Annotated in this window: 17 protein-coding genes; 7 read left to right on the forward strand and 10 right to left on the reverse strand. The window is 57.1% G+C overall.

What is annotated here, in order from left to right:
• Window positions 1–222: 222 nt before the first annotated feature.
• The 8 genes from HJB84_RS29295 to HJB84_RS29330 all read right to left on the reverse strand — a co-directional run bounded on the left by HJB84_RS29295 (window position 223) and on the right by HJB84_RS29330 (window position 9,829).
• Window positions 223–1,362, reverse strand: a complete 1,140-nt coding sequence (locus HJB84_RS29295) for an ROK family transcriptional regulator (protein WP_221117625.1) — start codon at window positions 1,360–1,362, stop codon at window positions 223–225.
• Between the two features lie 584 nt (window positions 1,363–1,946).
• On the reverse strand, window positions 1,947–3,017 hold the full coding sequence (locus HJB84_RS29300; RefSeq protein ID WP_207585140.1) for a GDP-L-fucose synthase: 1,071 nt from the start codon (window positions 3,015–3,017) through the stop codon (window positions 1,947–1,949).
• Window positions 3,010–4,113, reverse strand: a complete 1,104-nt coding sequence (gmd, locus tag HJB84_RS29305; RefSeq protein ID WP_207585141.1) for a GDP-mannose 4,6-dehydratase — start codon at window positions 4,111–4,113, stop codon at window positions 3,010–3,012. Before gmd ends, HJB84_RS29300 begins: the two co-directional genes overlap by 8 nt.
• 96 nt (window positions 4,114–4,209) lie before the next feature.
• Entirely contained in the window at window positions 4,210–6,414 is a 2,205-nt protein-coding gene (locus tag HJB84_RS29310) for a polysaccharide biosynthesis tyrosine autokinase (RefSeq protein ID WP_221117626.1), read from the reverse strand.
• Window positions 6,411–7,553 carry a glycosyltransferase family 4 protein gene (locus tag HJB84_RS29315; RefSeq protein WP_221117627.1) on the reverse strand — a complete coding sequence of 381 codons (1,143 nt, stop codon included), beginning with the start codon at window positions 7,551–7,553 and terminating at the stop codon, window positions 6,411–6,413. Before HJB84_RS29315 ends, HJB84_RS29310 begins: the two co-directional genes overlap by 4 nt.
• Window positions 7,547–8,647 (reverse strand): glycosyltransferase family 4 protein, encoded by a 1,101-nt coding sequence (locus tag HJB84_RS29320; protein ID WP_221117628.1) that lies wholly within the window; start codon window positions 8,645–8,647, stop codon window positions 7,547–7,549. The genes HJB84_RS29315 and HJB84_RS29320 overlap by 7 nt, the downstream gene beginning before the upstream one ends.
• Window positions 8,644–9,594 (reverse strand): glycosyltransferase, encoded by a 951-nt coding sequence (locus tag HJB84_RS29325; protein WP_207585145.1) that lies wholly within the window; start codon window positions 9,592–9,594, stop codon window positions 8,644–8,646. The genes HJB84_RS29320 and HJB84_RS29325 overlap by 4 nt, the downstream gene beginning before the upstream one ends.
• 7 nt (window positions 9,595–9,601) lie before the next feature.
• Window positions 9,602–9,829: a hypothetical protein gene (locus tag HJB84_RS29330; RefSeq protein ID WP_207585146.1), complete on the reverse strand. Its 228-nt coding sequence runs from the start codon at window positions 9,827–9,829 to the stop codon at window positions 9,602–9,604.
• A 395-nt stretch (window positions 9,830–10,224) separates the two neighbouring features.
• Here HJB84_RS29330 and HJB84_RS29335 point away from each other — a divergent pair, with 395 nt between their 5' ends.
• Both HJB84_RS29335 and HJB84_RS29340 read left to right on the forward strand, forming a co-directional pair.
• Window positions 10,225–11,544, forward strand: coding sequence for an O-antigen ligase (locus HJB84_RS29335; RefSeq protein ID WP_207585147.1), 1,320 nt, complete (start codon window positions 10,225–10,227; stop codon window positions 11,542–11,544).
• On the forward strand, window positions 11,541–13,667 hold the full coding sequence (locus HJB84_RS29340) for a right-handed parallel beta-helix repeat-containing protein (RefSeq protein ID WP_221117629.1): 2,127 nt from the start codon (window positions 11,541–11,543) through the stop codon (window positions 13,665–13,667). Before HJB84_RS29335 ends, HJB84_RS29340 begins: the two co-directional genes overlap by 4 nt.
• An 85-nt stretch (window positions 13,668–13,752) precedes the next feature.
• Here the strand turns inward: HJB84_RS29340 and HJB84_RS29345 are convergent, their stop codons facing one another.
• Window positions 13,753–14,079 carry a hypothetical protein gene (locus tag HJB84_RS29345; RefSeq protein WP_207585149.1) on the reverse strand — a complete coding sequence of 109 codons (327 nt, stop codon included), beginning with the start codon at window positions 14,077–14,079 and terminating at the stop codon, window positions 13,753–13,755.
• A 155-nt stretch (window positions 14,080–14,234) separates the two neighbouring features.
• Between HJB84_RS29345 and HJB84_RS29350 the strand changes: the two genes are divergently transcribed.
• From HJB84_RS29350 to HJB84_RS29370, 5 genes are all read left to right on the forward strand, one after another.
• Entirely contained in the window at window positions 14,235–15,092 is an 858-nt protein-coding gene (locus tag HJB84_RS29350; protein WP_221117630.1) for a WecB/TagA/CpsF family glycosyltransferase, read from the forward strand.
• A 15-nt stretch (window positions 15,093–15,107) separates the two neighbouring features.
• Entirely contained in the window at window positions 15,108–16,601 is a 1,494-nt protein-coding gene (locus HJB84_RS29355; protein WP_207585151.1) for a sugar transferase, read from the forward strand.
• A 39-nt stretch (window positions 16,602–16,640) separates the two neighbouring features.
• Window positions 16,641–17,693, forward strand: a complete 1,053-nt coding sequence (locus HJB84_RS29360) for a UDP-glucuronic acid decarboxylase family protein (protein ID WP_207585152.1) — start codon at window positions 16,641–16,643, stop codon at window positions 17,691–17,693.
• Window positions 17,694–17,822: 129 nt separating this feature from the next.
• Window positions 17,823–18,632, forward strand: a complete 810-nt coding sequence (locus tag HJB84_RS29365; RefSeq protein WP_207585153.1) for a glycosyltransferase family 2 protein — start codon at window positions 17,823–17,825, stop codon at window positions 18,630–18,632.
• 214 nt (window positions 18,633–18,846) lie between these two features.
• Complete coding sequence (locus HJB84_RS29370) at window positions 18,847–19,839, forward strand: glycosyltransferase (protein WP_207585154.1); 993 nt, start codon at window positions 18,847–18,849, stop codon at window positions 19,837–19,839.
• A 221-nt stretch (window positions 19,840–20,060) separates the two neighbouring features.
• Here the strand turns inward: HJB84_RS29370 and HJB84_RS29375 are convergent, their stop codons facing one another.
• Window positions 20,061–20,822, reverse strand: coding sequence for a response regulator transcription factor (locus HJB84_RS29375; protein ID WP_207585155.1), 762 nt, complete (start codon window positions 20,820–20,822; stop codon window positions 20,061–20,063).
• Between the last annotated feature and the right edge of the window lie 437 nt (window positions 20,823–21,259).

Genomic DNA, 21,259 nt, shown 5'->3' on the forward strand with positions numbered 1-21,259 from the left:
GCGTACAACATCATCCGCCTTCCCAAATTGATCGGATCGACGGGCGAAGTGTGTCTTGAGGGAGATCAATAAGCCGATATGGCCAGAAAACCCGCCTCAATCGGCCAAAATCCCACCGCACGACAGCCAGTCTGTAAAAAAATCAGACCCACAGCAAGCAACTGCGCCAACGCAGAGCGAATTTCAGCAGCCTGCTAGCGTGATGCATGATACGCAATGGCGTCAGGCGGAAGCTGGCGGCAGCAGTAAAGTGTTGAGGAAGGGCAGGAGGGCGGCACCGAGTGCCACCCCGCCGCCGCTGAAGCTCGCCGGTTTCATCGGCGAAATCCATGGTGTCAGCAACGGCCTCGTCGAGGTGTCGCGCCGCTCGATGGAAAGTTGATGGATCAGGGCTTCGATCACGCCTTGTGGCAAATCGCTCCCGATCATGACGACGCTGGGCGCAAGAAAGCCGGCCATGGCGATGATCGGGTCGAGCAGATGGCCGGCGGCCTCGCGTATCCATTGCGACAATGATGGCGAGGAGAATTCTTCCCCGTCCAGCAAGCGCGTGAATTCCTGGTCGCCGATCCTCGACCGCAGGGACTCGAAACCGACGACGGTGTTCAGCTGGACATTGTCGGGGCCGGTCAGCATTTCGCCGATGCTGCCCGCCCTGCCGTGGACGCCGGAATAGGGAATGCCGCGAATGAGAAAACCAGCCTGAACGTCGTCATCGATGATGATCATCGCCAGCCCGCCCTCCCGCGTAGAGCTGCCGATCGTGCGCTCTGCGAGTAGGCTCGCGGTGCACTCGTTCTCGGCATAGGGACGGGCGATCGCCGACAGTGCAGCGATTTGATCGCTTTGCTCGTCCGTCCAATCGTTGGCGGCGATGCCAAGGCCGAGGATCGGCATGGCGGCGTGGCGATCGGCGATGTCCTTGACGGCGGCGTGCACCGCGCCGACCCTGTCTGTGGGGCCCAGGCTGAAATAGACCCGATCATGAGCCTGGCCGCTGAGATCGATGAGCACGATCTCGCCGCGCCGCTGGCGGAGTTTGACGCCGATCGAAAAGGCGCCTTCCGGACGCAAGGCGAACTCGGTGGCGGTCGCCCCGCCACCGGGACCGCTGCGGCGATGGGAGGTGACAAGCTTTTGGTCGGCCAATCGGCGAAGAATATTGGTGATGCCGGGGCCTGACAGGCCGCTATGCCGGCCAAGCTCCATCCGCGTCAACGGACCATGGCGGCGGATGGCTTCCAGAATGACGCGAATATTTCGATCGGCGATTTCACCGGACCTGAGGCCAATTGTTTTGGCGCGCGGGGCACCCATGTCCTGGGTTTGAAGCCGACGCGGCCCTGATCGAAGATACCGCATGATCGTCTTCCCTGGAGCATGATGCCGAAAAGTGTGAGCGGTTTTCTCATGACATCATGCTCTAACTATCTAATGTAGAACAGGATTCAGATTTTAGGCCGACCGGGCCTAAAATCATCCTGTTCTAAAGCACCATTTCGATTGTGTACCACGCTTCCGGTCGATGCTCGTAACAATTTTTCCTGTGGATGCGCGTAACTAACTGATTCTATTGCTCCAGAAACCACCCTGTCTCAAGGCGCAGCCCGGCAAAGTCGGAGCTGGTTTGGCAAACTGGCTCGAGCAACGGTTTGCATGTGGGTGCGGCCGCGCCTGCCGACTTTACCGTAGCAATCGTCGTCCGACAGCCCGGCCGAAGGCGATCTCGTGGAGCCATCCGACGTGGTTATCCGTTTAATAGAGCGACAAGCGATATCGGCATCTCGACCGCGAAAAAATCCATTGCCGCACCGATAATCAGCGCCCACACGACTATCAGGAAAATGAGCGCTACAATCCTGATTTCTACCGGTCGCATTGTTTGCTCCATCCCCGCATATGCGTCCCCCCCGAGACAAAAGCTCATTGTGCCTCGCGCAAATTCGCTATGCGCGAGGATGATGTGCGACCGAAGAGAGCGTGGACGCATGCAGCGCCGAAGTCTCGGCTCTCTCAATACCGATGTCGCTTTGGCCGACCAGGTCGCCGGAAATAATCCTGTTGCTGCGTTCGAGATAATGACCGTCAAGGAAAGAGCGATAGGCGTCTTCGATACCCTCCTTCAGACCGATCTTGGGAGACCAGCCGAGAGCGCGAAGCTTGTCGATGCTCAAGAGTTTACGTGGCGTTCCATCTGGCTTGGTGAGGTCGTGCTTGATCTTGCCTTCGAAGCCAACGACCTTGGAGACGAGTTGTCCCAATTCGAGGATGGAAATGTCTTCGCCGGAACCGACATTCACATGACTTTCGGCGGAATAGGTCTTCATGAGATGGAGGCAGGCGTCGGCACAATCGTCAACATGCAGGAATTCGCGCCGCGGCGTGCCAGTACCCCAGATGCAGATCTCTTGCTGCTGGTTGACCTTGGCTTCATGCGCCTTGCGTATGAGCGCCGGCATGACATGGCTTGACCCGAGGTCAAAATTGTCCTCGGGACCATAAAGATTGGTCGGCATGGCCGAGATGAAATCTCTACCGTGCTGTTTGCGATAGGCGTGGCAGAGCTTTAATCCGGCAATTTTGGCGATCGCATACCATTCATTCGTGGGCTCAAGCGATCCAGTCAGAAGGGAGTCCTCCACGATCGGCTGGTCGGCGAATTTCGGATAAATGCAGGACGAGCCCAAAAACATCAGTTTTTCGACGTGAGTTCTATGGGCTGCGTGGATGACGTTCGCTTGGAGAATCAAGTTGTCGTAAAGAAAGTCGGCCGGATAGGTAGCGTTCTCCAGAATGCCGCCGACCCTCGCCGCAGCCAGGAAGACGGCGTCGGGACGATTCTTACTCATCCAGGCCTCCACCTGCTCCTGCCGTCTGAGGTCGACCTCGGCGCGGGTGGCCGTCAAAATCTCGCAACCCTCGGAAGCGAGACGCCGCACGATCGCAGAGCCCACCATGCCGCGGTGGCCCGCGACATAGACCCTTTTTCCGGCAAGGCTGTAGATCACCTCAGGCATGAGCAAAGCCTTTGGTTGCGCCTAGCGACGGAACATTTCGTGCCATGACTTTCAGATCCTCGCGAACCATCTCCGCAACCAGCTGATCAAGGCTGGTCTCGTGTTTCCAGCCAAGCTTGGTGTGCGCCTTCGTCGGATCGCCGATCAAAAGATCAACTTCAGTCGGACGAAAGTAAGCTGGATCGATCTCCACCACACACTGACCGGATGTCTTATCGTATCCCTTTTCCTCAACCCCGTTCCCACGCCAATCAATTGGCATGCCCACCTTGGCAAAAGCCTTATCGACAAAGGAACGAACCGAGTGCGTTTCGCCTGTCGCCAGGACATAATCCTCCGGTTCGTCCTGTTGCAGCATCAGCCACATGCCGCGGACATATTCTCGTGCATGTCCCCAGTCGCGCTTGGCATCCAGATTGCCGAGATAGAGCCTTTCCTGCAGGCCAAGATGGATCGCCGCCGCCGCCCGGGTGATCTTGCGTGTCACGAATGTTTCGCCGCGGATTGGGCTTTCATGATTGAACAAAATGCCGTTCGAGGCGTGCATGCCGTATGCCTCGCGATAATTGACCACAATCCAATAGGCGTAGAGCTTGGCCGCCGCGTAGGGTGATCGGGGGTAGAAAGGCGTCGTTTCGCTCTGCGGGACTTCCTGGACTTTGCCGTAGAGCTCTGAGGTGGACGCTTGATAGAAGCGGGTCTTTTTGGTCAGCCCCAGGAGGCGAATTGCTTCAAGTAGCCGAAGAGTGCCGGTTCCATCCGCGTTAGCCGTGTATTCCGGCGTCTCGAAAGAGACTTGAACGTGGCTCTGTGCGGCGAGATTATAGATCTCGTCCGGCTGCGTTTCCTGAACGACACGGATGAGATTCGTTGAATCGGTCATGTCCCCGAAATGCAGAATAAAGCGAGGATTCTCGATGTGGGGATCCTCGTAGAGATGCTCGATACGACTGGTGTTGAAGGACGATGAGCGTCGCTTGAGGCCGTGAACGATATAGCCCTTCTCCAAGAGCATTTCGGCCAGATACGCGCCGTCCTGACCTGTTATACCGGTAATCAGCGCAACTTTTCGGTTCTCTCTCATTCTCGTATCCATGGGTCCTCCAACTTGGATGCCAATGCAGAAGCAAATTATGCTGTGTAGTTCGTGCAATTTCAAAAAATGAGCATTTAATCAGTGCGTGTGATGTATTCACACTTTGAGTTTGTAGTATTTCATCAGGGATTTTGAAAAAAGCTCCGAGTCGCTGAAGTTATACAGTGCGTGCTTTTCGGGATTTACCTTGTTGATCGCGACAACGATTTCCGAGTTCCGCGAGCTTTTCATTTGCTGCAGGCTGAACTCGACGGCGCGGCGGCTCGTCTTTCCCCATCCAACGATTGCCAGTGTTCTTTCCGCCAGGGCAGTCAAATGCACGGTATCTGTCGAGGCGAGCACAGGCGCGCTGTCGAAGATGACAACCTGGCCGGCCGCGCCCGCCATCTCGATGATTTCTGCGAGGCCGTTCGGACGGACGCGCCGCTGGAGACTGAAATTTCCAGACGGAATGAAATCGATACCGCTTGGATGGTGGTAGACGATGTCGCGGAAATCGGCTTGACCATTCAGGAATTCGTTCAATCCGTGCGTTAGCTCCGACCTGAAAAACGAATCGAGTTTTCCCCGCCGAAGGTCGCCATCGACCAGCAGCACCGGAATCGCGGCGGCGGCAAGTTCGATAGCCAGCGATCGCGCGACAAGCGACTTGCCGTCCCCGCTGTGAGCCGACGTAACGACGATGCTGTTCGGCAACTTACCGCCATTGGACTGCTTGAGTGAAAGCACCACCGTACGGATTGCTTCGTCAAACATCGGGACCGGTATATGTGTGAACATCGTCTTCGAATGTTCCCTTCGCGCCAGACGCGGGATAAGTCCAGCCGGTATCGTGCGCGCCATTCCAGATATCTGGTCGAAGCTCCGGACCGTCCGGTCCCACATTTCGATCACGAAAGCGGCCGTTATGGCGGCCGAGATTGCGGCCAGGAGGGCGCCCACCAGATAGGAAAGCCGTCCACGTCCCTGTGATGCAAGCGGCACTGTAGCCGGTGTTAAAACTTCCAACTCCGCCCCCGGCAGCAGGGCCCTCGCGGCGAGGTCACGGCGCTGGTTCTCAAGCTTGTCGAGTGCCGTTTGTTCCTTTTCCGCGATCTTCTGAAGTCGCAACAATTCCGTCTGCACCAGCGCATCGCGTATGCGTTTTTCATTAGCAACAACCAACCTGGATTGTACTGCTTCAGCTTCATGATCAAGTGCGACGAGCTTGATCCGCATTGTCTGGAGATATTGTTTGGTCGCAAGTTCGAGATCGGCACGGGATTCTTGGATCTCTCCACGTAGCTCCACCACGGCGTCGGCATTGCCGTCATATGTCTCGAGAAGACGGGCGAGATCCTGTTCCTGTCCGCGAAGATCGCGTTGCTTTATGGCAATGCTGTCGGGGACGACGATGTTCTGCGCTGCGACCGAAGCGTTATCGGCTGTTTCCAGCGTCGAGATCGCCGCCTCTACCTCAACCCGGCTTTCTTCGATTTTCCCTTCTCGGCCAGTGAGTTCCAGAAATGACTTGATCCGTTCCTCCTGAGCGTCCTCTTTCGAGACGACGTCCATCGATTCTTGATAGTTGCGGGCAGCGTCTCGAGAAGTGTCAGCGCGAACCTGCTGTTCCGTGATGCGCTGTCGTATCCACTCTTCCGCCGCATCCAGGCGGCCACGGACACTCTCCTTCCGCTCATCGAGGTAAATGCCGATGACCCGGTTCGGAACCGCGGCTGCGAGTTCAGGATCAGTCGAATTGAAGCTGATCTGGATAACGTCACTCTTATCTTCATGCCACACGCCGAGCGCCCTAAAATATTCCGGGATGATGGCGTTGATGTTGTCCCGTAAAGGCGAGGTGGGGTTTTTTGTGTCGAACAGGGCGCGCACCTTTGTCCGGATCCTTTCGATGAACGAGGTCTCCCGCAGCGCTGGATTGAATTCCTCCCGCACGTCAAGCTGCAGTTCGCGGACAACTCGCTCTGCGATACTTCTGGATAGAAGCCGCTCAGTCTCCGATTTCGCGTCAAGTAGATCACTGTGGTTGGCATCGTCCGTATCAAGCGATGTTGCGAGGGGCTGGTGGACAATCAACCGGGCCCAGCCCTGGTAGGTGGGCTTCAGCCCAAAGATCATAATCGCCGCGGGCGCCATGAGCAGCATGGTTATCGTGATGATCATGATCATTCTTCGGCGAACGAGACGGTAAATGGATGCCAGATCGAAGTTGTCCGCCTTGGTCTCTACCTGAAAGCGTGGGTCATAGCGCATCGGCGAGATCGGAAGATTGCGGTCCGGCGGAAGAGTGGAAATCGTCATCGTGCGCCAACCATTGCTTGAGGTTTCGCGGAAACGGTTTCGTATAGTTTCTCGAGCGACCGCATGTAGGCCTTCATGCTGAAATGGTTGAGGTAATGCGTGCGCCCCCGGACTGAGAGGCGGATGCAGGTTTCTGGATCGGTCACCAGTTTCGCCATGGCTGCAGCCAAGGCATTCGGATCTCCGACGGGCACGAAAATCCCGGTTTCACCGTCGGTAATGACTTCGTCATGCGCTCCGACACGCGTGGTGACGACCGCGAGCCCGTGGGACAGCCCTTCGAGCAGGGCCATTGCCAGACCTTCGGCGTGCGAAGGCAGAACCAGGATATCTGCACGCGCACACAGGGCTCGCGCCTCACCGGCGTCGAGCCAGCCGGGCATCTCTACCAGATCGGAAAGCGCCATGGCGTCAGCCTGACGGCGATAATCCTCGACAGGTCCGTCGCCTGCCAGTACAGCCCGCCACTGGAGTTCTTTCATGAGCGGGTGGCTCAGGGCCAACAAAAGCTCCGTGACGCCCTTGCGTTCGCTCAACCGGCCGAGGAATACGATCAGCGGTGTCTGGCCGACGCGAATATCGTGCGCCCCGGGATCGGGGACGCAATTATGGGCAACGACCGTGCGACGCTCGTCAACGCCCAGAAGTGTGGTCAGCGTCATGCGATCGCGCCGGCCGAGCGCCACAACGCAATCGGCATTCTGAAACATCCGACGGATGAGCCGTTGCTGGCGCGGCGAGCGTTGCGCAAAGTCGCCGGCATAGTCGTAGTCGTGCAGGTGCAATATGTGGCAGCACCCGAACAAACGGGCAGCCTCGGTCAGGATCAGTTTTCGGGAGGTGCTGCCGCGGCCGGCGATATGGATATGGTGAATGCGGGCCGGCGCGACAATCCGGTCCTTTGCCATCGTCAGGATGGCGCCGAGCAGGCGTGCGGGTGACGTCACCTTGGACCATCGAGCCCCTCTGGTATCGGTGACGAAATGTTCGGTGCCGGTCTCGTTCGCTGTCTCTGTTATATAGCCGACCAGCCTGCCAATGCCGCCGCCGTTCTCGCAGCCGCCCGGAACATAGTGGCGGACGCTGGCCGTGCTCCGTAGTGCCATTCGACTTCTGTCCGTCACGGCCTCCATCAGCATGACCCGATCACCTCCCGATAAACGGCCGCGGCCTGGGCGCCGACCCGTTCAGGCGAATTCGGTCCTTTGGCCCATTCGAGCGCATTGGCGCCGAAATTGTTTCTCAGTTCGCCGTTGTCTGCCAATGTCCTGATTGCTGCCGCGAGCTCTTTGGCATCTCCGGGAGGGACCACCATTCCCAACCCGTTGGGCTGAACGGTGCCCCGCAACTCGCCGACATCCGTGACGATCACCGGTTTGCCAAATGCGGCAGCAAGGTTGAGTACACCGCTTTGGGATGCTTCAGTATAGGGAAGCACGACAATGTCGGTGTCCAGGAAAAGCTGGGCGACCTCTGCATCCTCGATAAAACGATTGCGAATGTCGTAGCGGCCGGCATCCCCCATAAGCGGCTGGAATATCAGCGGATTGTCGCCACGGCCTGCGACCGTGATGCGCAGGTTGGGAAGGGCGTCCTTGAGCATCGCCTCGGCCCGAACCAGATGTTCCAGGCCCTTGTAGGCGAAAATCCGTCCGAAGAGCAGGACGCGTATGGTACCATCCGCTTCGCGCGGTGCCATCTTCTGTCGCCGCGCGAGTTCCGCATAGCGAAGGATGGAGGGATGCGACAGGACATGGACACAGTCCGGCGATTTTGAATATCGATCGAGGACAAGCCGCTTCAGTCCCTCGCCGTGGACGACAACATGTCCGGATTGTTTCACCATCAATTCGGGGGCCCAGTCGGGCAGCGTACGCGTATCGGAATCGCCGGGATGGATTTCCACGTCATGAACGGTCGTCACAAGCGGGATCGGGCGCCAGAACGGCACGGCAAGGTTCAGCCAAAGCGTAGAATTGCTGAGGAGATGGATGAGGTTTGGCTGTTCCCGCCGGATCAGACGCGTAAGCTGGTAGAGAAACCAGGGATTGGAGAGAGAACGGTGTCTCGGCCAGTCCAGAAGGTGCAGATCGACAGCCGGATCGAAAGAAGAGGCGAGATGTGCATAGCGCCGGCGAGGCACGGCAAGCACAACGTTCAGGTGTTGGGCAACGCCGCTGGCGAAGGAGATGGTATAGTCTTCCAGTTCGGAAACCAATAGCAGCGCCTTCATTTCGCTGCCTCCGACAAGCCGACGTCCAGGCCGAGCCGTGACAGGCCGCGCGCAGAGCGCAAACTATCGCGCGTCCGTCGGAGCAGGTTCGGTTCGCCGGCAAAGAAGAGGCCTTCGACGGCAAGCTTGAACCGGGTGCGTGTATCGGCTCCCTGCAGCTTTGCCGACGCGATGCGATAGGGATGGTGATCCGTCAGACGTAGTCTTGCCGGCAGTTGATGGGTTGAGAGAAACAGGTTCGTCGCTTCAACGGTACGCTGCCAGTGCGTCATCCGCCTCCTTAGCGTGGTGGCATCCTCGGTCGAGCGATACCAGTTGTTATTGTGGATGCGGTAGAATCCAAGCGGATCCGGCATGGCAATGACGTCCCCCAGAAACGGATAGATCCCCACGAGCCAGGCGTCGGCCGATATGCGGAATTGTTCGGGAATGCTGCCGGCAGCATTCCATGCGCTACGCCGTACCGCGACGGCTGACGTCATCGGAAAAGGCCACCAGCCAGCCGATCTGGTGAGTAGCGGCGACAAAGCGCCCGAACACAGGGTTCGAGGGATCGGCTTGGAAGTCGGCGTGCCATCGACAAGCGTTGGCTGCAGTCGGTGATAGACGAGCGATGCTTGCGGGTTTGCGCGGAACGCTGCAGCCGTCGCCGACAGCTTGCTCGGCGCCCACCAGTCGTCAGCATCCAGAAAACAGAGGATCTCGCCCGTGCTTGATCTCACAGCGGTATTGATCGCAGCCGCCTGTCCTGCGTTCTCCTGGAAGATCACCTTTACTCGGTTGTCATACACTTCCAGAACAGACCGCGACTGGTCGGTAGAGCCGTCATCGACGACGATTATCTCGACGTTGCGCGCGTCCTGGCTCAACACGCTGTCTATCGCCCGCCCAACGAAGCGAGCGTAGTTGTAATTATTGATGAGGACACTGAGGGCCGGCCGCTCCATGGCGCGCTCAGGCGGGTTGCCGCGATGCGCTGCTGTGCAGCAGCGCAAAGTTGCTTGAGAGGTCGACCTTTAGGTAGCCATCGAGGCTTGGAGCCTCGGTGATGGTGATATTCAAAATACCATGTCGGCCGAACAGCATCTCGCGCAGAGCCGATGAGATCGCCGCTGACAATGCCACGACGAGCAGAGCGCCGGTCGTGTTGCATAGAGAACTAGGATCATGACGCAGAAACATAGTAATCCTAACCTTCCAGGCTTCGACTGCAGAGATAGCCTCTGTCAGAATTGTTGCCTCATTGCAGTGGAACCGCGGCTTACCCACCACGCTTCACGAGACATTCATCGCCACGGTACCGGTGAACGGACAAGCGCAACATCTGCTCTTAAGGGCAATTCGCGGGCATGAAGACCCACCTTTTGGGTAAATGCCGGCTGAAAGCTTAGGCGCAACATCGTCTTTGGGTGGAGCGAAGGTGCATTAGGCGTAGCCCGCCCTTCACTAGAACAGGTTGACCGGGGATGTGGCCGGATGATTGCTTGAGAGCAGCGCAGCCACAAAGGCCGACACCTGTTTTTTTGATCTGCCGCGATCAACAGCCGCTTGTCTGTTCAAGTCAGTCGGGACGGATAATGAGAGTAGATAGCCTCAGAACTGCCAGCGGACCAACCATCAGTTGGCGGGCCATAGAATGCTGGGGCGCCGGCATATCCCTTTTTCTTCAGGCAGGCGCTCTTCTGCCACTTATCCTGGCTGATGCGGACGGAACGCTCAGCGAATCTGCCAAATCTATACTGCGTCTTCCTTGCTTTCCTGTTTATGCATTTACAATCGTGATCCTGATACGCAATTTTCCGCAGTTTCTAACGGCGCTCAGACGAAATCTGATTCTTCCCCTGATGCTCGTCTTGCCGTTTTTGTCTGCTCTGTGGTCAATATCACCGCCAACGACCTTGAGGCGCGCAATCGGCCTTTTGTTTTGCATGCTTCTTTCCTATGTCCTGGCGATACGTTTCACGCCAAGGCAGCTGCTGTTCCTGCTATTTGTGACGCTTGGAGCCTGTATCGGCCTGAGTGTGGTTATCTCCGTGGTGTCACCAAGCCTCGCCAGTATGCCGGACGGTGCTATGCGGGGCGTCTTCATTCACAAGAACGTCCTGGGCTGGTACGCGGCTCTGATGATCTTGGTGGCGACGGCGGTGCTGATCGACGGCACGCTCGGTCTGCGGCGAACCGCGTTCATCTTGTTGGCGGCGGGTGTGATCTGCCTTGCAAGCTCCGGATCGATGACCGCGATCATTGCAACGTCAGTGGCGTATTGCCTGATCGGCTTTTATTCCCTCCTGCAAAGAAGCAGCAGCATTGGCCGCGTCGTCATCGTCCTGTTTTTCGTTCAGCTGTCTGTCGGCATTCTGATTTCGCTGCACGAATTCCTGGTTCCGGCCCTTGTAGCGCTCGGCAAGGACGCGACTTTGACGGGTCGGGTGCCATTGTGGGAGCTGGTTGACCGCGAAATATCCGATCGTTGGTTGCTTGGCTACGGTTACCAGGCTTTCTGGACAGTCGCGAACCCTGAAGCGACGCACATCTGGTTAAAAATCGGATGGCCGGCGCCCCACGCGCATAATGGATACCGCGATATCCTGTTGAGCTTTGGCATCATTGGAATGATTCCGTTCGCTCTGATGCTTCCCTACGCAATTCGCCAGGGCGCGTTCCTTCACTGTCATGATCCGCAGTACGGGTGGCTCTGGCTCAATGTCCTTACGATCATGATTCCGGTGATGAATCTGACCGAGAGTATTTTTTTCGTTCAGAATGACGCCATCTTCATCCTGTTTACCACAGCCATCATCATGTTTTCGCTATACGCGCCCGTCGTTTCGACCAGCCGTTCGCCAGCTTGGCAGGCGCCCGCGCATGGCCTTACGAGCGGGTTGCAGACATCATGAGGCGGCGTTTTGGACGGATCCTGAGCATTTTGCCTGTCATGCTCTTTCCCCAGCCCGGCAATCCGGCGCCAGTTGGGACAGAGATAGATGGGCCCGAGCGCCTGCAGGTGCTCGTCAGGGAGGCGACTTGCGCGGAAGCTTCCGCGACTTTGTCAGCCAAGTTGAAGGGGACTTCTTTAAGCGACGAATTGAGCAGCAGCACCGGGGTGCGGACGATATTTTACGTTTCTCCCGATGGCAAAGACACCTGGAGTGGCCTCCTTCCGACCGCAACTCAGCAGGGTGGCGACGGCCCTTTCGCCAGCATTGAAAGAGCCCGTGATGCTGCCCGTGAGAAGGGCGGCACCAACACCATCGCGCTGGGTAAAGGCGATTACTACCTTACTCAGCCGATCGTCTTTGATGCCCGCGATACGGGCTTGATCCTGACGGCAAGATGCAATGAAGCGCCGATTTTGCATGGGGGGCCGCGCGTGCGCGACTTCGCGCAGCAAGCCGATGGTCGCTGGACGGCGCCGCTGAAGTTGCCGCCGGATGAAGGGGTCGGTGACCTTTTCGTCGATGGGATACGCCAAACCAGAGCTCGATTCCCCAACGCCCCCGCTGATGGCGATCCACGCAAGGGATGGTTGTTTGCCGCAAAGTGCCAGCCTACCGTCGACGCGTCGGAAGGAAACACGGGCTTTTGTTTCCATGCCGGCGATCTTCCGGCAGTGGGTGATACAAGTGGACTGGTCGTGGACATCGTTGGGGGGTATCAACCCGGAAGCCAGTGGGGCAATGATACGCTCCCCGTTGTATCCATCGATGACGCCGGCCGGACTGTCCATACGAAAGGCACAGGCTATTTCTTTACCGCAGAAGGCAGCCGCTATTTCCTTGCCGGAGCCAAGACCTTGCTCGATGCTCCCGGAGAGTGGTGGTACGACCTTGTCGCGGGCGAGCTTCATTATATCCCTGTCGATCAGTCGTTGCCCAATTCCGTCGTCGTTGCTGGCATCCTGCCGACATTCTTCAAGTTGGATGGGGCCAGCGGGATGGTTGTATCAGGGTTCGAGTTTAGAGATGGAGCTCCCGAAGGCAGCGGCAAGTTCTATACGGAAACCAGAGGATTTGGCGCCATTCGGATCGAACACGCTGATGGCGTCAAGATTGTCGGCAACAGCATCGAGAATGTCGGCGTCGGGATCCATGTGACGGAAAGCAAGGATGCGTTGATTGCCGCCAATGTGATTGCGGATGTGGCTGGCAACGGGATCTACGTCGGCACAAATTATGGCACCTTCGGCAAGTCGAACGGCGCCAGAATCCTTTCAAACCATATCCATGACATCGGAAAGGTTTACATTGAAACCGCCGGAATATGGTTTCAGGCGGCTGACAATGTCAGGATCGCCGACAATCTGATCGAAAACACGGCGCAGTTCGGAATCGCCGGCGGTTCGCTGTGGGGTTCCAATGACGCCGTCTATAACGCTGTCATCGAGCACAACGTGATCCATAACGCCAATCAGCAGACGGCAGATGGCGGTGCCATCAAGATGATGGGCGAGCAGGCCGACCCTCTGAACAGCACCATCCGCTCCAATCTCGTGACCGGCACCGGTCATCTCATGAACAGGGCCGATGGGACGTTCTGGCCTCCCGGATATGAAAATACCGGTGAATGGCCGTCCCCTATCAGCTGGGCGATCTATACGGATGGGAAGGCGAGCGGGCTGCGCATCGAGGGAAATACGCTCTCGGGCAACGTCGCGGCGATCGGTATCAATGGCGGTTGGAGCAACCTGGTGGCGGGAAACGTCATCACGAACGGATCGGGCGCTGCTTTTCGCGTTGATGACGGTACCGGCAGGGGTTGGCGTCCACCGTGGGCACGCCCCAATCGTATTGAGGAGAACGTTGTATCGGTTGACAGTGACAGCGGCATTGTCGCGTACGTCAACGCTCCCGATCTTGGGCTTGGATTTGTGCAATTCGCGCGCAACCGCTACAGCGGCAACTTGAACGACAAGAGCTTCCGAATAGATCCGAGGATCATGCGTTCGGGAGAATTTGGCAGTCTAGGCGATCTTCAGAAGGCTGGGGCGGACACCGGGAGCGTGGCCGCGCCGCCCGAGTAACAAAAGGCGCGCGCCCCGCGACGAGCGGTGTTCTGCGGCGATAATGTTCGCCGGGATCTGCCGATCCGTCGAATGATCAATCGCGTCAAGGCGAAGGCCTTTTGAGGGTCAGGCGAAGCCGCAGCCAGATCGCCTCGAAGATCTGCTGGCTCCTGTCAACCAGCGTCGGCATTTGCCGGGCATGTTCGATCCGCACATCAAAGATGATGGCATTGCCAGCTCGTACGCGCAGGCTCTTCTCTAGCAAGGCCTTTACCAGACCCTTGAGATGAGATTTCGGTCGAACCTTCAATGTCGCCGGCGAGTTCATTCCGATTCTGGCGATAGAACACGATCCTCCCCGGCTTTGTTCGCGCGAGCGAATATCTTCTGCAGCTCTTCGGTCATCAAAAAGAGCAACATGGCAAGCCATGGGGTACGTAGACTTACTTCGAATATCGTACGCCATCCCGGCGTAAGACGTAAACGTGAAGTCTCTTCTACGTCCAATAGCTGGAGCGGCAAGTATGGAGGCAATCGACCTGCCGGGATATTCTGATGACAGTTTCAGTCGCGAAAGCGTAGGTCATGAGAAAACAATCAGTAGGCAGCAGCCCAACTTCAGTTCTTCATCCAGGGGGCTCTTTAGGATGGACGAATGTCCTTGGTGTTCGCGTCTCGGCAGTCAATCTCAAAAGCGCGACGGGATTTATTCAAAAAGCGGTCGAAGACGGCAGGAAGGAATATGTATGCGTTCGCGACGCACACGGCATCGTCCGATGTCAGGATGATCCCGAGCTCCGGTCGATCCATAACCGGGCGTTCCTCGTAACCCCCGACGGCATGCCGCTTGTTTGGGCGCTGAGACATGCTGGTCATGCCGAAAGCGACAGGGTCTATGGACCAGATCTCATGCTATCCGTTTTCGATGCCGGCAGCGCCAAGGGCTTGCGCCATTTCCTTTATGGCGCAACGGCCGAAACGCTCGAACAACTGCAGGCGCGCCTTCTCGCAAAATATCCGCAAGCGCGGATCGTCGGCTCCTATGCACCGCCTTTTCGCAAACTGTCGACGCGGGAGGAAACGGATATTGCTGACCGGCTCAACCGGTCGGGCGCCGATATCATCTGGGTCGGGCTGAGCAGTCCCAAACAGGAACTCTGGATGGCGCGCATGCGCGATCGTCTGGAAGCATCGATGCTCATCGGTGTCGGAGCTGCGTTCGATTTCCACGCCGGCCTCAAGCGGCAGGCTCCGAGGTTCATTCAAAGAAGCGGCTTCGAATGGGCGTTTCGTCTTCTGTGCGAGCCGCGGCGGCTGTGGCGGCGCTATGCGCTCGTCGTGCCGACCTTCATCTCACTGTCAGCATTCCAGAGACTGGGACTTCGGAAGTTTCCGATCGAAGACGCCATTTCTGAATCGGGCGCGTCGGGACAAATGCAGTAGAGGGGTAAAAGCGTCATGTCCATATTTGTGCCGTCAGCTATGACACCGGGTCCGTCGAAGGCATCCACACCAAATGACATGACATCGCGGGCGATTCCGGCAGGGTCCGTGCCGCCCATAGCAGCCAGGACTGCCGATGCCTTTGCGCCGGCTGGACTGAATATGCCCGTCGCACTAGGGCGCCAGCTTCCTCGGCTTGCAACGTCGTCCTTCCTGGTCGCCGGCGACATTGCCAGCTATCTGACTGCCTATTTCGTTCTCCTGTTCTTTCTTCCCAGTGGTTCGGAGGGCACGCTCGTGGAGCGTGCGTTCACGATCGCCGCACTGGCTGCGATTGTTCTTTACGCATCGGCCGGCCTCTATCCTGGATATCGGCTGCATGACCACGAACATCTGCGGCGGCGCACTATGGCTGCCGTCAAGGTGGCTGTCCTGGCGGCATTCGCAGCGATTGTCCTGCCGGAGGGGGAACGACTGCTGCTTGCCATTATTGTGTTCCTCGGTCTCGGGCTGATTGTTCAGCCATTTGTGCATTGGCTTGCACGTGGCCTGTGCTGGAGACTTGGAATTTGGGGGGAGCGCGCGGTTGTCATAGGGGGGCGCAACCTTGCTCCCGCGCTCGTGGCACATTTCAACGACCACTGGCAGTATGGCATCAGGCCGGAGCCCTCTTCCTCCGATACTTTGGAGGCATTGCCGGGTGGCGGGCCATCCATTGCGGTAATTGCCGGCGACACAGGCTCGCTTGTGTCCGACTTGCCGGCGATGCGTCGGAAGTTCGCCGAAATCATTTTGCTGTCCGACACGCCGAGCCTTAAGGTAAGTGGATTGCGACCTGCGGATATCGGCGGAGAGATCGGTATTCGCCTCACCACCGGTGGGAGTTCGATCAACTCGGATCCGGTTCGCCGGATCCTCGATCTCGCAATCGCCGTCCCTGCAACGATCGTGGTCGCGCCATTCATCGCGATGGCAGCGGCCGCAATCTATGCCATCGATCCAGGCCCGGTCTTCTTTCGGCATGCCAGGGAAGGACGGTCCGGCAGGCCGGTGCACGTCCTGAAACTGAGGACGATGTACCAAGACGCGGAAAAGCGCCTCGAAGCACTATTCCGAGACAACCCTGCCATGCGCGCCGAGTGGTTGAGCCACTTCAAGCTCAAGGACGATCCGCGCGTCCTTCCGATTATAGGACATATGCTGCGCTCATCGAGCATCGACGAGCTCCCGCAATTGGCAAACATCATTGCGGGCGAGATGGCCTTTGTGGGACCACGCCCGTTCCCGGAGTATCACCTTTCGGCGATGGACGGCGAATTTCGGGACAAGCGCCGTTCCGTCACGCCGGGGCTCACGGGCCTTTGGCAAATTTCTGAACGAAGCGATGCGGACATCGAGCTGCAGCAGCAACTCGACGAGTTCTACATCGACAACCGGTCCCTGTGGTTCGACTGCCAAATTCTTCTCGGCACAATCCCCGCGGTCTTCAAGCGCAGGGGAGCCTGCTGACCACTTCCACGAGGCAACCATCAACAACGGAGCACACCAATGCACGGACACAAGAGAATTATGGTTACCGGCGGCACCGGGTTTCTGGGATCATTCCTGTGCGAAAGGCTTTTGCGAGAGGGCAATGACGTCCTCTGCGTGGACAATTACTACACCGGTTCGCGCGACAACGTGCTGCACCTTCTCGACGACCCGCGCTTTGAGATTCTTCGCCACGACATTACCTTCCCGCTGTATGTGGAGGTCGACGAGATCTACAACCTCGCCTGCCCGGCATCTCCGGTCCACTATCAGCACGACCCCGTGCAAACGGTGAAGACCAATGTGCACGGGGCCATCAACATGCTCGGCTTGGCAAAACGCACCAAGGCGAAGATCTTCCAGGCCTCCACCAGCGAAGTTTATGGCGATCCGGCCGTGCACCCTCAACCCGAGGAGTATCGAGGCAGCGTCAATCCGATAGGCCCGCGGGCATGTTATGACGAAGGCAAGCGGTGTGCCGAAACATTATTCTTCGACTATCATCGCCAATACGGTGTGGAAATCCGCGTGGCGCGGATCTTCAATACTTATGGGCCGCGTATGCAGACCAACGACGGCCGCGTCGTCTCCAATTTCATCGTTCAGGCGCTTCAAAACGAGCCGATCACCATCTTCGGCAAGGGCACGCAGACGCGCTCCTTCTGCTATGTAGACGATCTGATCGAGGGCTTCATCCGCCTGATGGGTACGCCGGCCGGCGTCACGGGTCCGATCAATCTCGGCAACCCAGGAGAATTCCAGGTCCGGGAACTGGCCGAAATGGTCATCGAGATGACCGGATCGAAATCAAGCATCGTTTACAATCCTCTGCCGATTGACGATCCCACACAGCGCAAGCCCGACATCAGCCGGGCAAAGCAGGACCTCGGCTGGCAGCCGACGGTGAACCTGCGTGAGGGGCTCGAGAAAACGATCGCGTATTTCGAGTGGAAGCTTTCTGGCGGAGCCAAGAGCGTGCCTGGCGTCCGGTCCTCGCGAACGGCTTACACCTATCTGCCTACTCCGGCCGTCGGCCTTCCTGTTGCGCAAGCTGCGCCCCTGGGAACGTGAACAGAAACGGCAAGCGAAAATCAAGGCTCGGTTTCTTCAATAGACCGAGCCCCAAATCGCGGTTTGCAAAATGAGCGGCAACCGTCGGACGTGCAAATCGCTGCAAAAACAACAATGAGGAAATGAGGCATGCGCGTTGCCGTTGTTACGCCATACTACAAGGAGCCTAACGAGCTCCTTGAGCAATGCCGGGCGAGCGTTCTCGACCAAACCGTTGCATGCGACCATGTTTTTGTTGCCGACGGGTTTCCGAACGCTATCGTCGGTGGCTGGCGCGCAAAACATTTCATTCTGCCGAATGCTCACGGCGACGCCGGCAACATGGCTCGCGTGATCGGCAGCCTCAGCGCCTTTGCCCAGGGCTATGACGCGGTGGCGTTTCTCGATGCGGACAACTGGTACAGATCCGACCACATCCAGCGCTTGCTTGAGCTTCACCGCCGTACCGGTGCTGCGGTTTGCACATCGAGACGTTCGATGCACCGTGCGGACGGCACCTACATGTTCGACGACTCAAAGAGCGACGGTCGCACGCACGTGGATACGAACTGCTTATTTCTCACGCGACCGTCCCTGCCGATCATTGCGCGCTGGGCTCACATGCCGAGGGAACTCTATCCAGTCGGAGATTCCGTCTATTGGAGCTCGATCCGAAGCTCTCGGCTGTCGCTCTCTCATGAACCGACCGCGACGGTATGCTACCGGACGACTTGGGAAGCCGACTACAAGCGAATGGGAGAACCTGTTCCTGCAGGCAGCAAGACCCTCGCGTTCACCGACCAGCCATATCACTGGTTCAAGTCTCTCCCGGCTCGGGACCGCTGGCGCATCTGGCAGGATTTCGGCTTTCCCCTCAGGCGCCGCACGGTGGCAAAGCTGGTCGGCCAATATGCGCTGTCAAGGCTTTCCCCCACCTCTTATCTCGGCGCCAAAATATGAACACCCAAAGTCTTGCCGAGCCGGCAATATCCCGTCTTCTTGCCCGGTCCGCCTTGTTGGAAACTGTCTGGCCTCGCGTGAAATCAGCCAGGCGAAAACATTCTCAACGCATGCGAGAATAATCGGAAAACAAATTACGCATAACAAAGAAACGATGCCGCGTCCGAAAGCTTTGTCAAACCAGGAGTGACGCAGTGCTTACGGAGGAAGAAGTTTGCAACGTGTTGATGTCGTAGTCCCCTGCTATAATTATTCCCATTTCTTGCAGGAATGCGTTGAAAGCGTCCTTTCGCAGGCGGGCGTCGATGTGCGCGTGCTCATTATAGATGACTGCTCGCCAGACAATACGCCGGAAGTCGGGATGGCCCTGGCATCCCGCGACACGCGGGTCACTTATCGGCGGCACACTGCAAACATGCGGCACATCGCTACCTACAATGAAGGGATCGATTGGGCAGGCGGTGACTTATTCCTGCTTCTTTCTGCGGATGATTATCTTCTGCCGGGCGCGCTGGACCGCTCGGCGGAGCTGATGCGCAAGTATCCGGATGTGGGGTTGGTGTTCGGGAACGCGCTCATAGCTGAGCCAGATGGTACTACGAGCAAGCGCGCGGATCCTCTCGGCGACAATAACGTGCACCCCATGCAGGTCTTGTCCGGTCGGCAATTCATGCGGTTGAGTGGAGCGCGCAATCTCGTTCCAACGCCGACAGCTGTTGTGAGGACGGCGCTGCAAAAGCAGGTCGGCGGCTATCGCAAGGAACTGCCGCATGCCGGCGATATGGAAATGTGGCTGCGACTCGCATCACATGCCGGCGTTGGCTACATCAATGACGACCAAGCAGTCTATCGCCAGCATGCTTCGAATATGTCGCTGCAATACTATGGGGAAAATATCCTCTCCGACCTTCTACAAAGAAAAATGGCTTTTGATATCCTGTTTAACCAAGCGGCCGATAGCCTCAGGAAAGATGAGATGTTGCGACGCTTTCTTGCCAGAGATCTCGGAAAACAGGCGCTTCGACAGGCTGGTATTGCATTCAACAACTTCGACGTTGCGACGGCCGTGGCTATTCAGCGTTTTGCACTGGAGGTTTCTCCTGAGGTGCGAAATTCGTTGCCCTGGATCAAGTTGATCTGCAAGCAAACGATCGGGCCAAAATGCTGGTATGCCTTGAATTCTGTGCGGCGAAGAGTTGCGGCGTGAATGGGCAGGATCGGGCCGGGTCAGTTCATCCGCAAGTATGGTAAAAACAGGCCGTGGTTGAGCGCCCGATTGCTACTCATGCCAAAATCGCGGGAAGCGTAATAGATCGCCTTGGTATAAGAAGACCCGGTGACGCATTCGCGCCACCGGGGGTGATTTGAGCAAGAATGTGGTTGCAAGAAAAGATTTGTCCAAGCCCTAGTATCATCACTACGTATTGTTCACGCTAGTGCCGGAATTCCACTCTGGAACAAGTCGTTAAGCTTGAACACGACTTCCGTCCTGTTGGTTGCCTTGACCTTTTTCATGATGTTGCGAACGTGTACCTTGACGGTGCTTTCTCGCAGGTTGAGCTCATAGGCAATGATCTTGTTCGCCTTTCCGCGCCGCAGTGCCGCGACGACTTCGGCCTGGCGGTCCGTGAATATCCCGGCCAGCGGGTGCGCTGTCGGGTTGTTCGACTGCAGCAAGTGACGCATGGCGAACAGGGCGCTTGCGGGCACGAAGAGTCCTCCTGCTACCGATAGCGCAATCAGCTCCATGCACACGCTAATGCTGACGGAGGCAGGAATATAACCCTTGGCTCCGTAGTCGATCGCCCTGACGATTTGAGCGAAATCGTCACTATCAGACAATATGATGACCGGTGTCGACACGAATTCCGACGAAAGGCTCTTGATCTGCTCCGAAACGACAGGGTCGTCGACCGTCTTGCCACCGACGTTCAAGAGGATTGCCGAAAGCGGAGGATATTCTTCGCGCTTTTGCTTCCACTCTTCAATCGATCCGAACGCCAGAATCACGAAATCCGCCGTGTGGGCGGCCATGCATTGCGCAAGGCAGTGCCGATCAAGTTCCCTCCTGTCAAGAATGACTAGTGAGTGCTTTGACTTTGACGGTCGGGTAAACGCCGTCGAGCCATCTTCTATCTCTATCGGAAGAGATACGGATTCCTGCCTGTGGCTTATATTTATTGTATCCAACGCCCCATCCTCCCAGCCTTTTTTACGCGGTACTTCAAAGTCGAATATCAAACTCCTCTGCAAATATGGGAGTTTAATTAGCAAAAGTGCTAATTTAATACCACAGTTTCGGGGATGTTAAACTAATTAATAGTGGTTACCTCAGCACATAGGTTCCATGGAAAGATACAAATGGTTGAATCTCTAAAACTGATCAATCTGAGTCTAGTTCATTTGTATGTCGATCCATGGGGTTGCTACACATATTCAATTTAACTCGCTAAACCCATGTAAACTATGCCCGTCTTCGACGTGGAGGATCAGGATCGATCGTTGCGTGACCTGTCGCTGCTGATGATCGATGGCCATAGACGTTCGCATGCGATCGTCATCAAATTTCGTAAGCAGATACGCCTTTAGGTGGATGAGCTTCCACGTTTTGTTTCTTTACTAAAAGG

The organism is Rhizobium sp. NZLR1b (assembly GCF_019685155.1).
Classification (GTDB): domain Bacteria; phylum Pseudomonadota; class Alphaproteobacteria; order Rhizobiales; family Rhizobiaceae; genus Rhizobium.

Excerpts from the sequence above, each read along its gene's own strand:
- HJB84_RS29365 (WP_207585153.1), top strand. The coding sequence starts at position 17,823 with ATGCGCGTTGCCGTTGTTACGCCATACTACAAGGAGCCTAACGAGCTC.
- HJB84_RS29330 (WP_207585146.1), bottom strand. The coding sequence starts at position 9,829 with ATGTTTCTGCGTCATGATCCTAGTTCTCTATGCAACACGACCGGCGCT.
- HJB84_RS29295 (WP_221117625.1), bottom strand. The coding sequence starts at position 1,362 with ATGCGGTATCTTCGATCAGGGCCGCGTCGGCTTCAAACCCAGGACATG.
- HJB84_RS29320 (WP_221117628.1), bottom strand. The coding sequence starts at position 8,647 with ATGAAGGCGCTGCTATTGGTTTCCGAACTGGAAGACTATACCATCTCC.
- HJB84_RS29335 (WP_207585147.1), top strand. The coding sequence starts at position 10,225 with ATGAGAGTAGATAGCCTCAGAACTGCCAGCGGACCAACCATCAGTTGG.
- HJB84_RS29355 (WP_207585151.1), top strand. The coding sequence starts at position 15,108 with ATGTCCATATTTGTGCCGTCAGCTATGACACCGGGTCCGTCGAAGGCA.
- gmd (WP_207585141.1), bottom strand. The coding sequence starts at position 4,113 with ATGGATACGAGAATGAGAGAGAACCGAAAAGTTGCGCTGATTACCGGT.
- HJB84_RS29340 (WP_221117629.1), top strand. The coding sequence starts at position 11,541 with ATGAGGCGGCGTTTTGGACGGATCCTGAGCATTTTGCCTGTCATGCTC.
- HJB84_RS29360 (WP_207585152.1), top strand. The coding sequence starts at position 16,641 with ATGCACGGACACAAGAGAATTATGGTTACCGGCGGCACCGGGTTTCTG.
- HJB84_RS29300 (WP_207585140.1), bottom strand. The coding sequence starts at position 3,017 with ATGCCTGAGGTGATCTACAGCCTTGCCGGAAAAAGGGTCTATGTCGCG.
- HJB84_RS29315 (WP_221117627.1), bottom strand. The coding sequence starts at position 7,553 with ATGCTGATGGAGGCCGTGACGGACAGAAGTCGAATGGCACTACGGAGC.
- HJB84_RS29325 (WP_207585145.1), bottom strand. The coding sequence starts at position 9,594 with ATGGAGCGGCCGGCCCTCAGTGTCCTCATCAATAATTACAACTACGCT.
- HJB84_RS29350 (WP_221117630.1), top strand. The coding sequence starts at position 14,235 with ATGAGAAAACAATCAGTAGGCAGCAGCCCAACTTCAGTTCTTCATCCA.
- HJB84_RS29310 (WP_221117626.1), bottom strand. The coding sequence starts at position 6,414 with ATGACGATTTCCACTCTTCCGCCGGACCGCAATCTTCCGATCTCGCCG.
- HJB84_RS29345 (WP_207585149.1), bottom strand. The coding sequence starts at position 14,079 with ATGGCTTGCCATGTTGCTCTTTTTGATGACCGAAGAGCTGCAGAAGAT.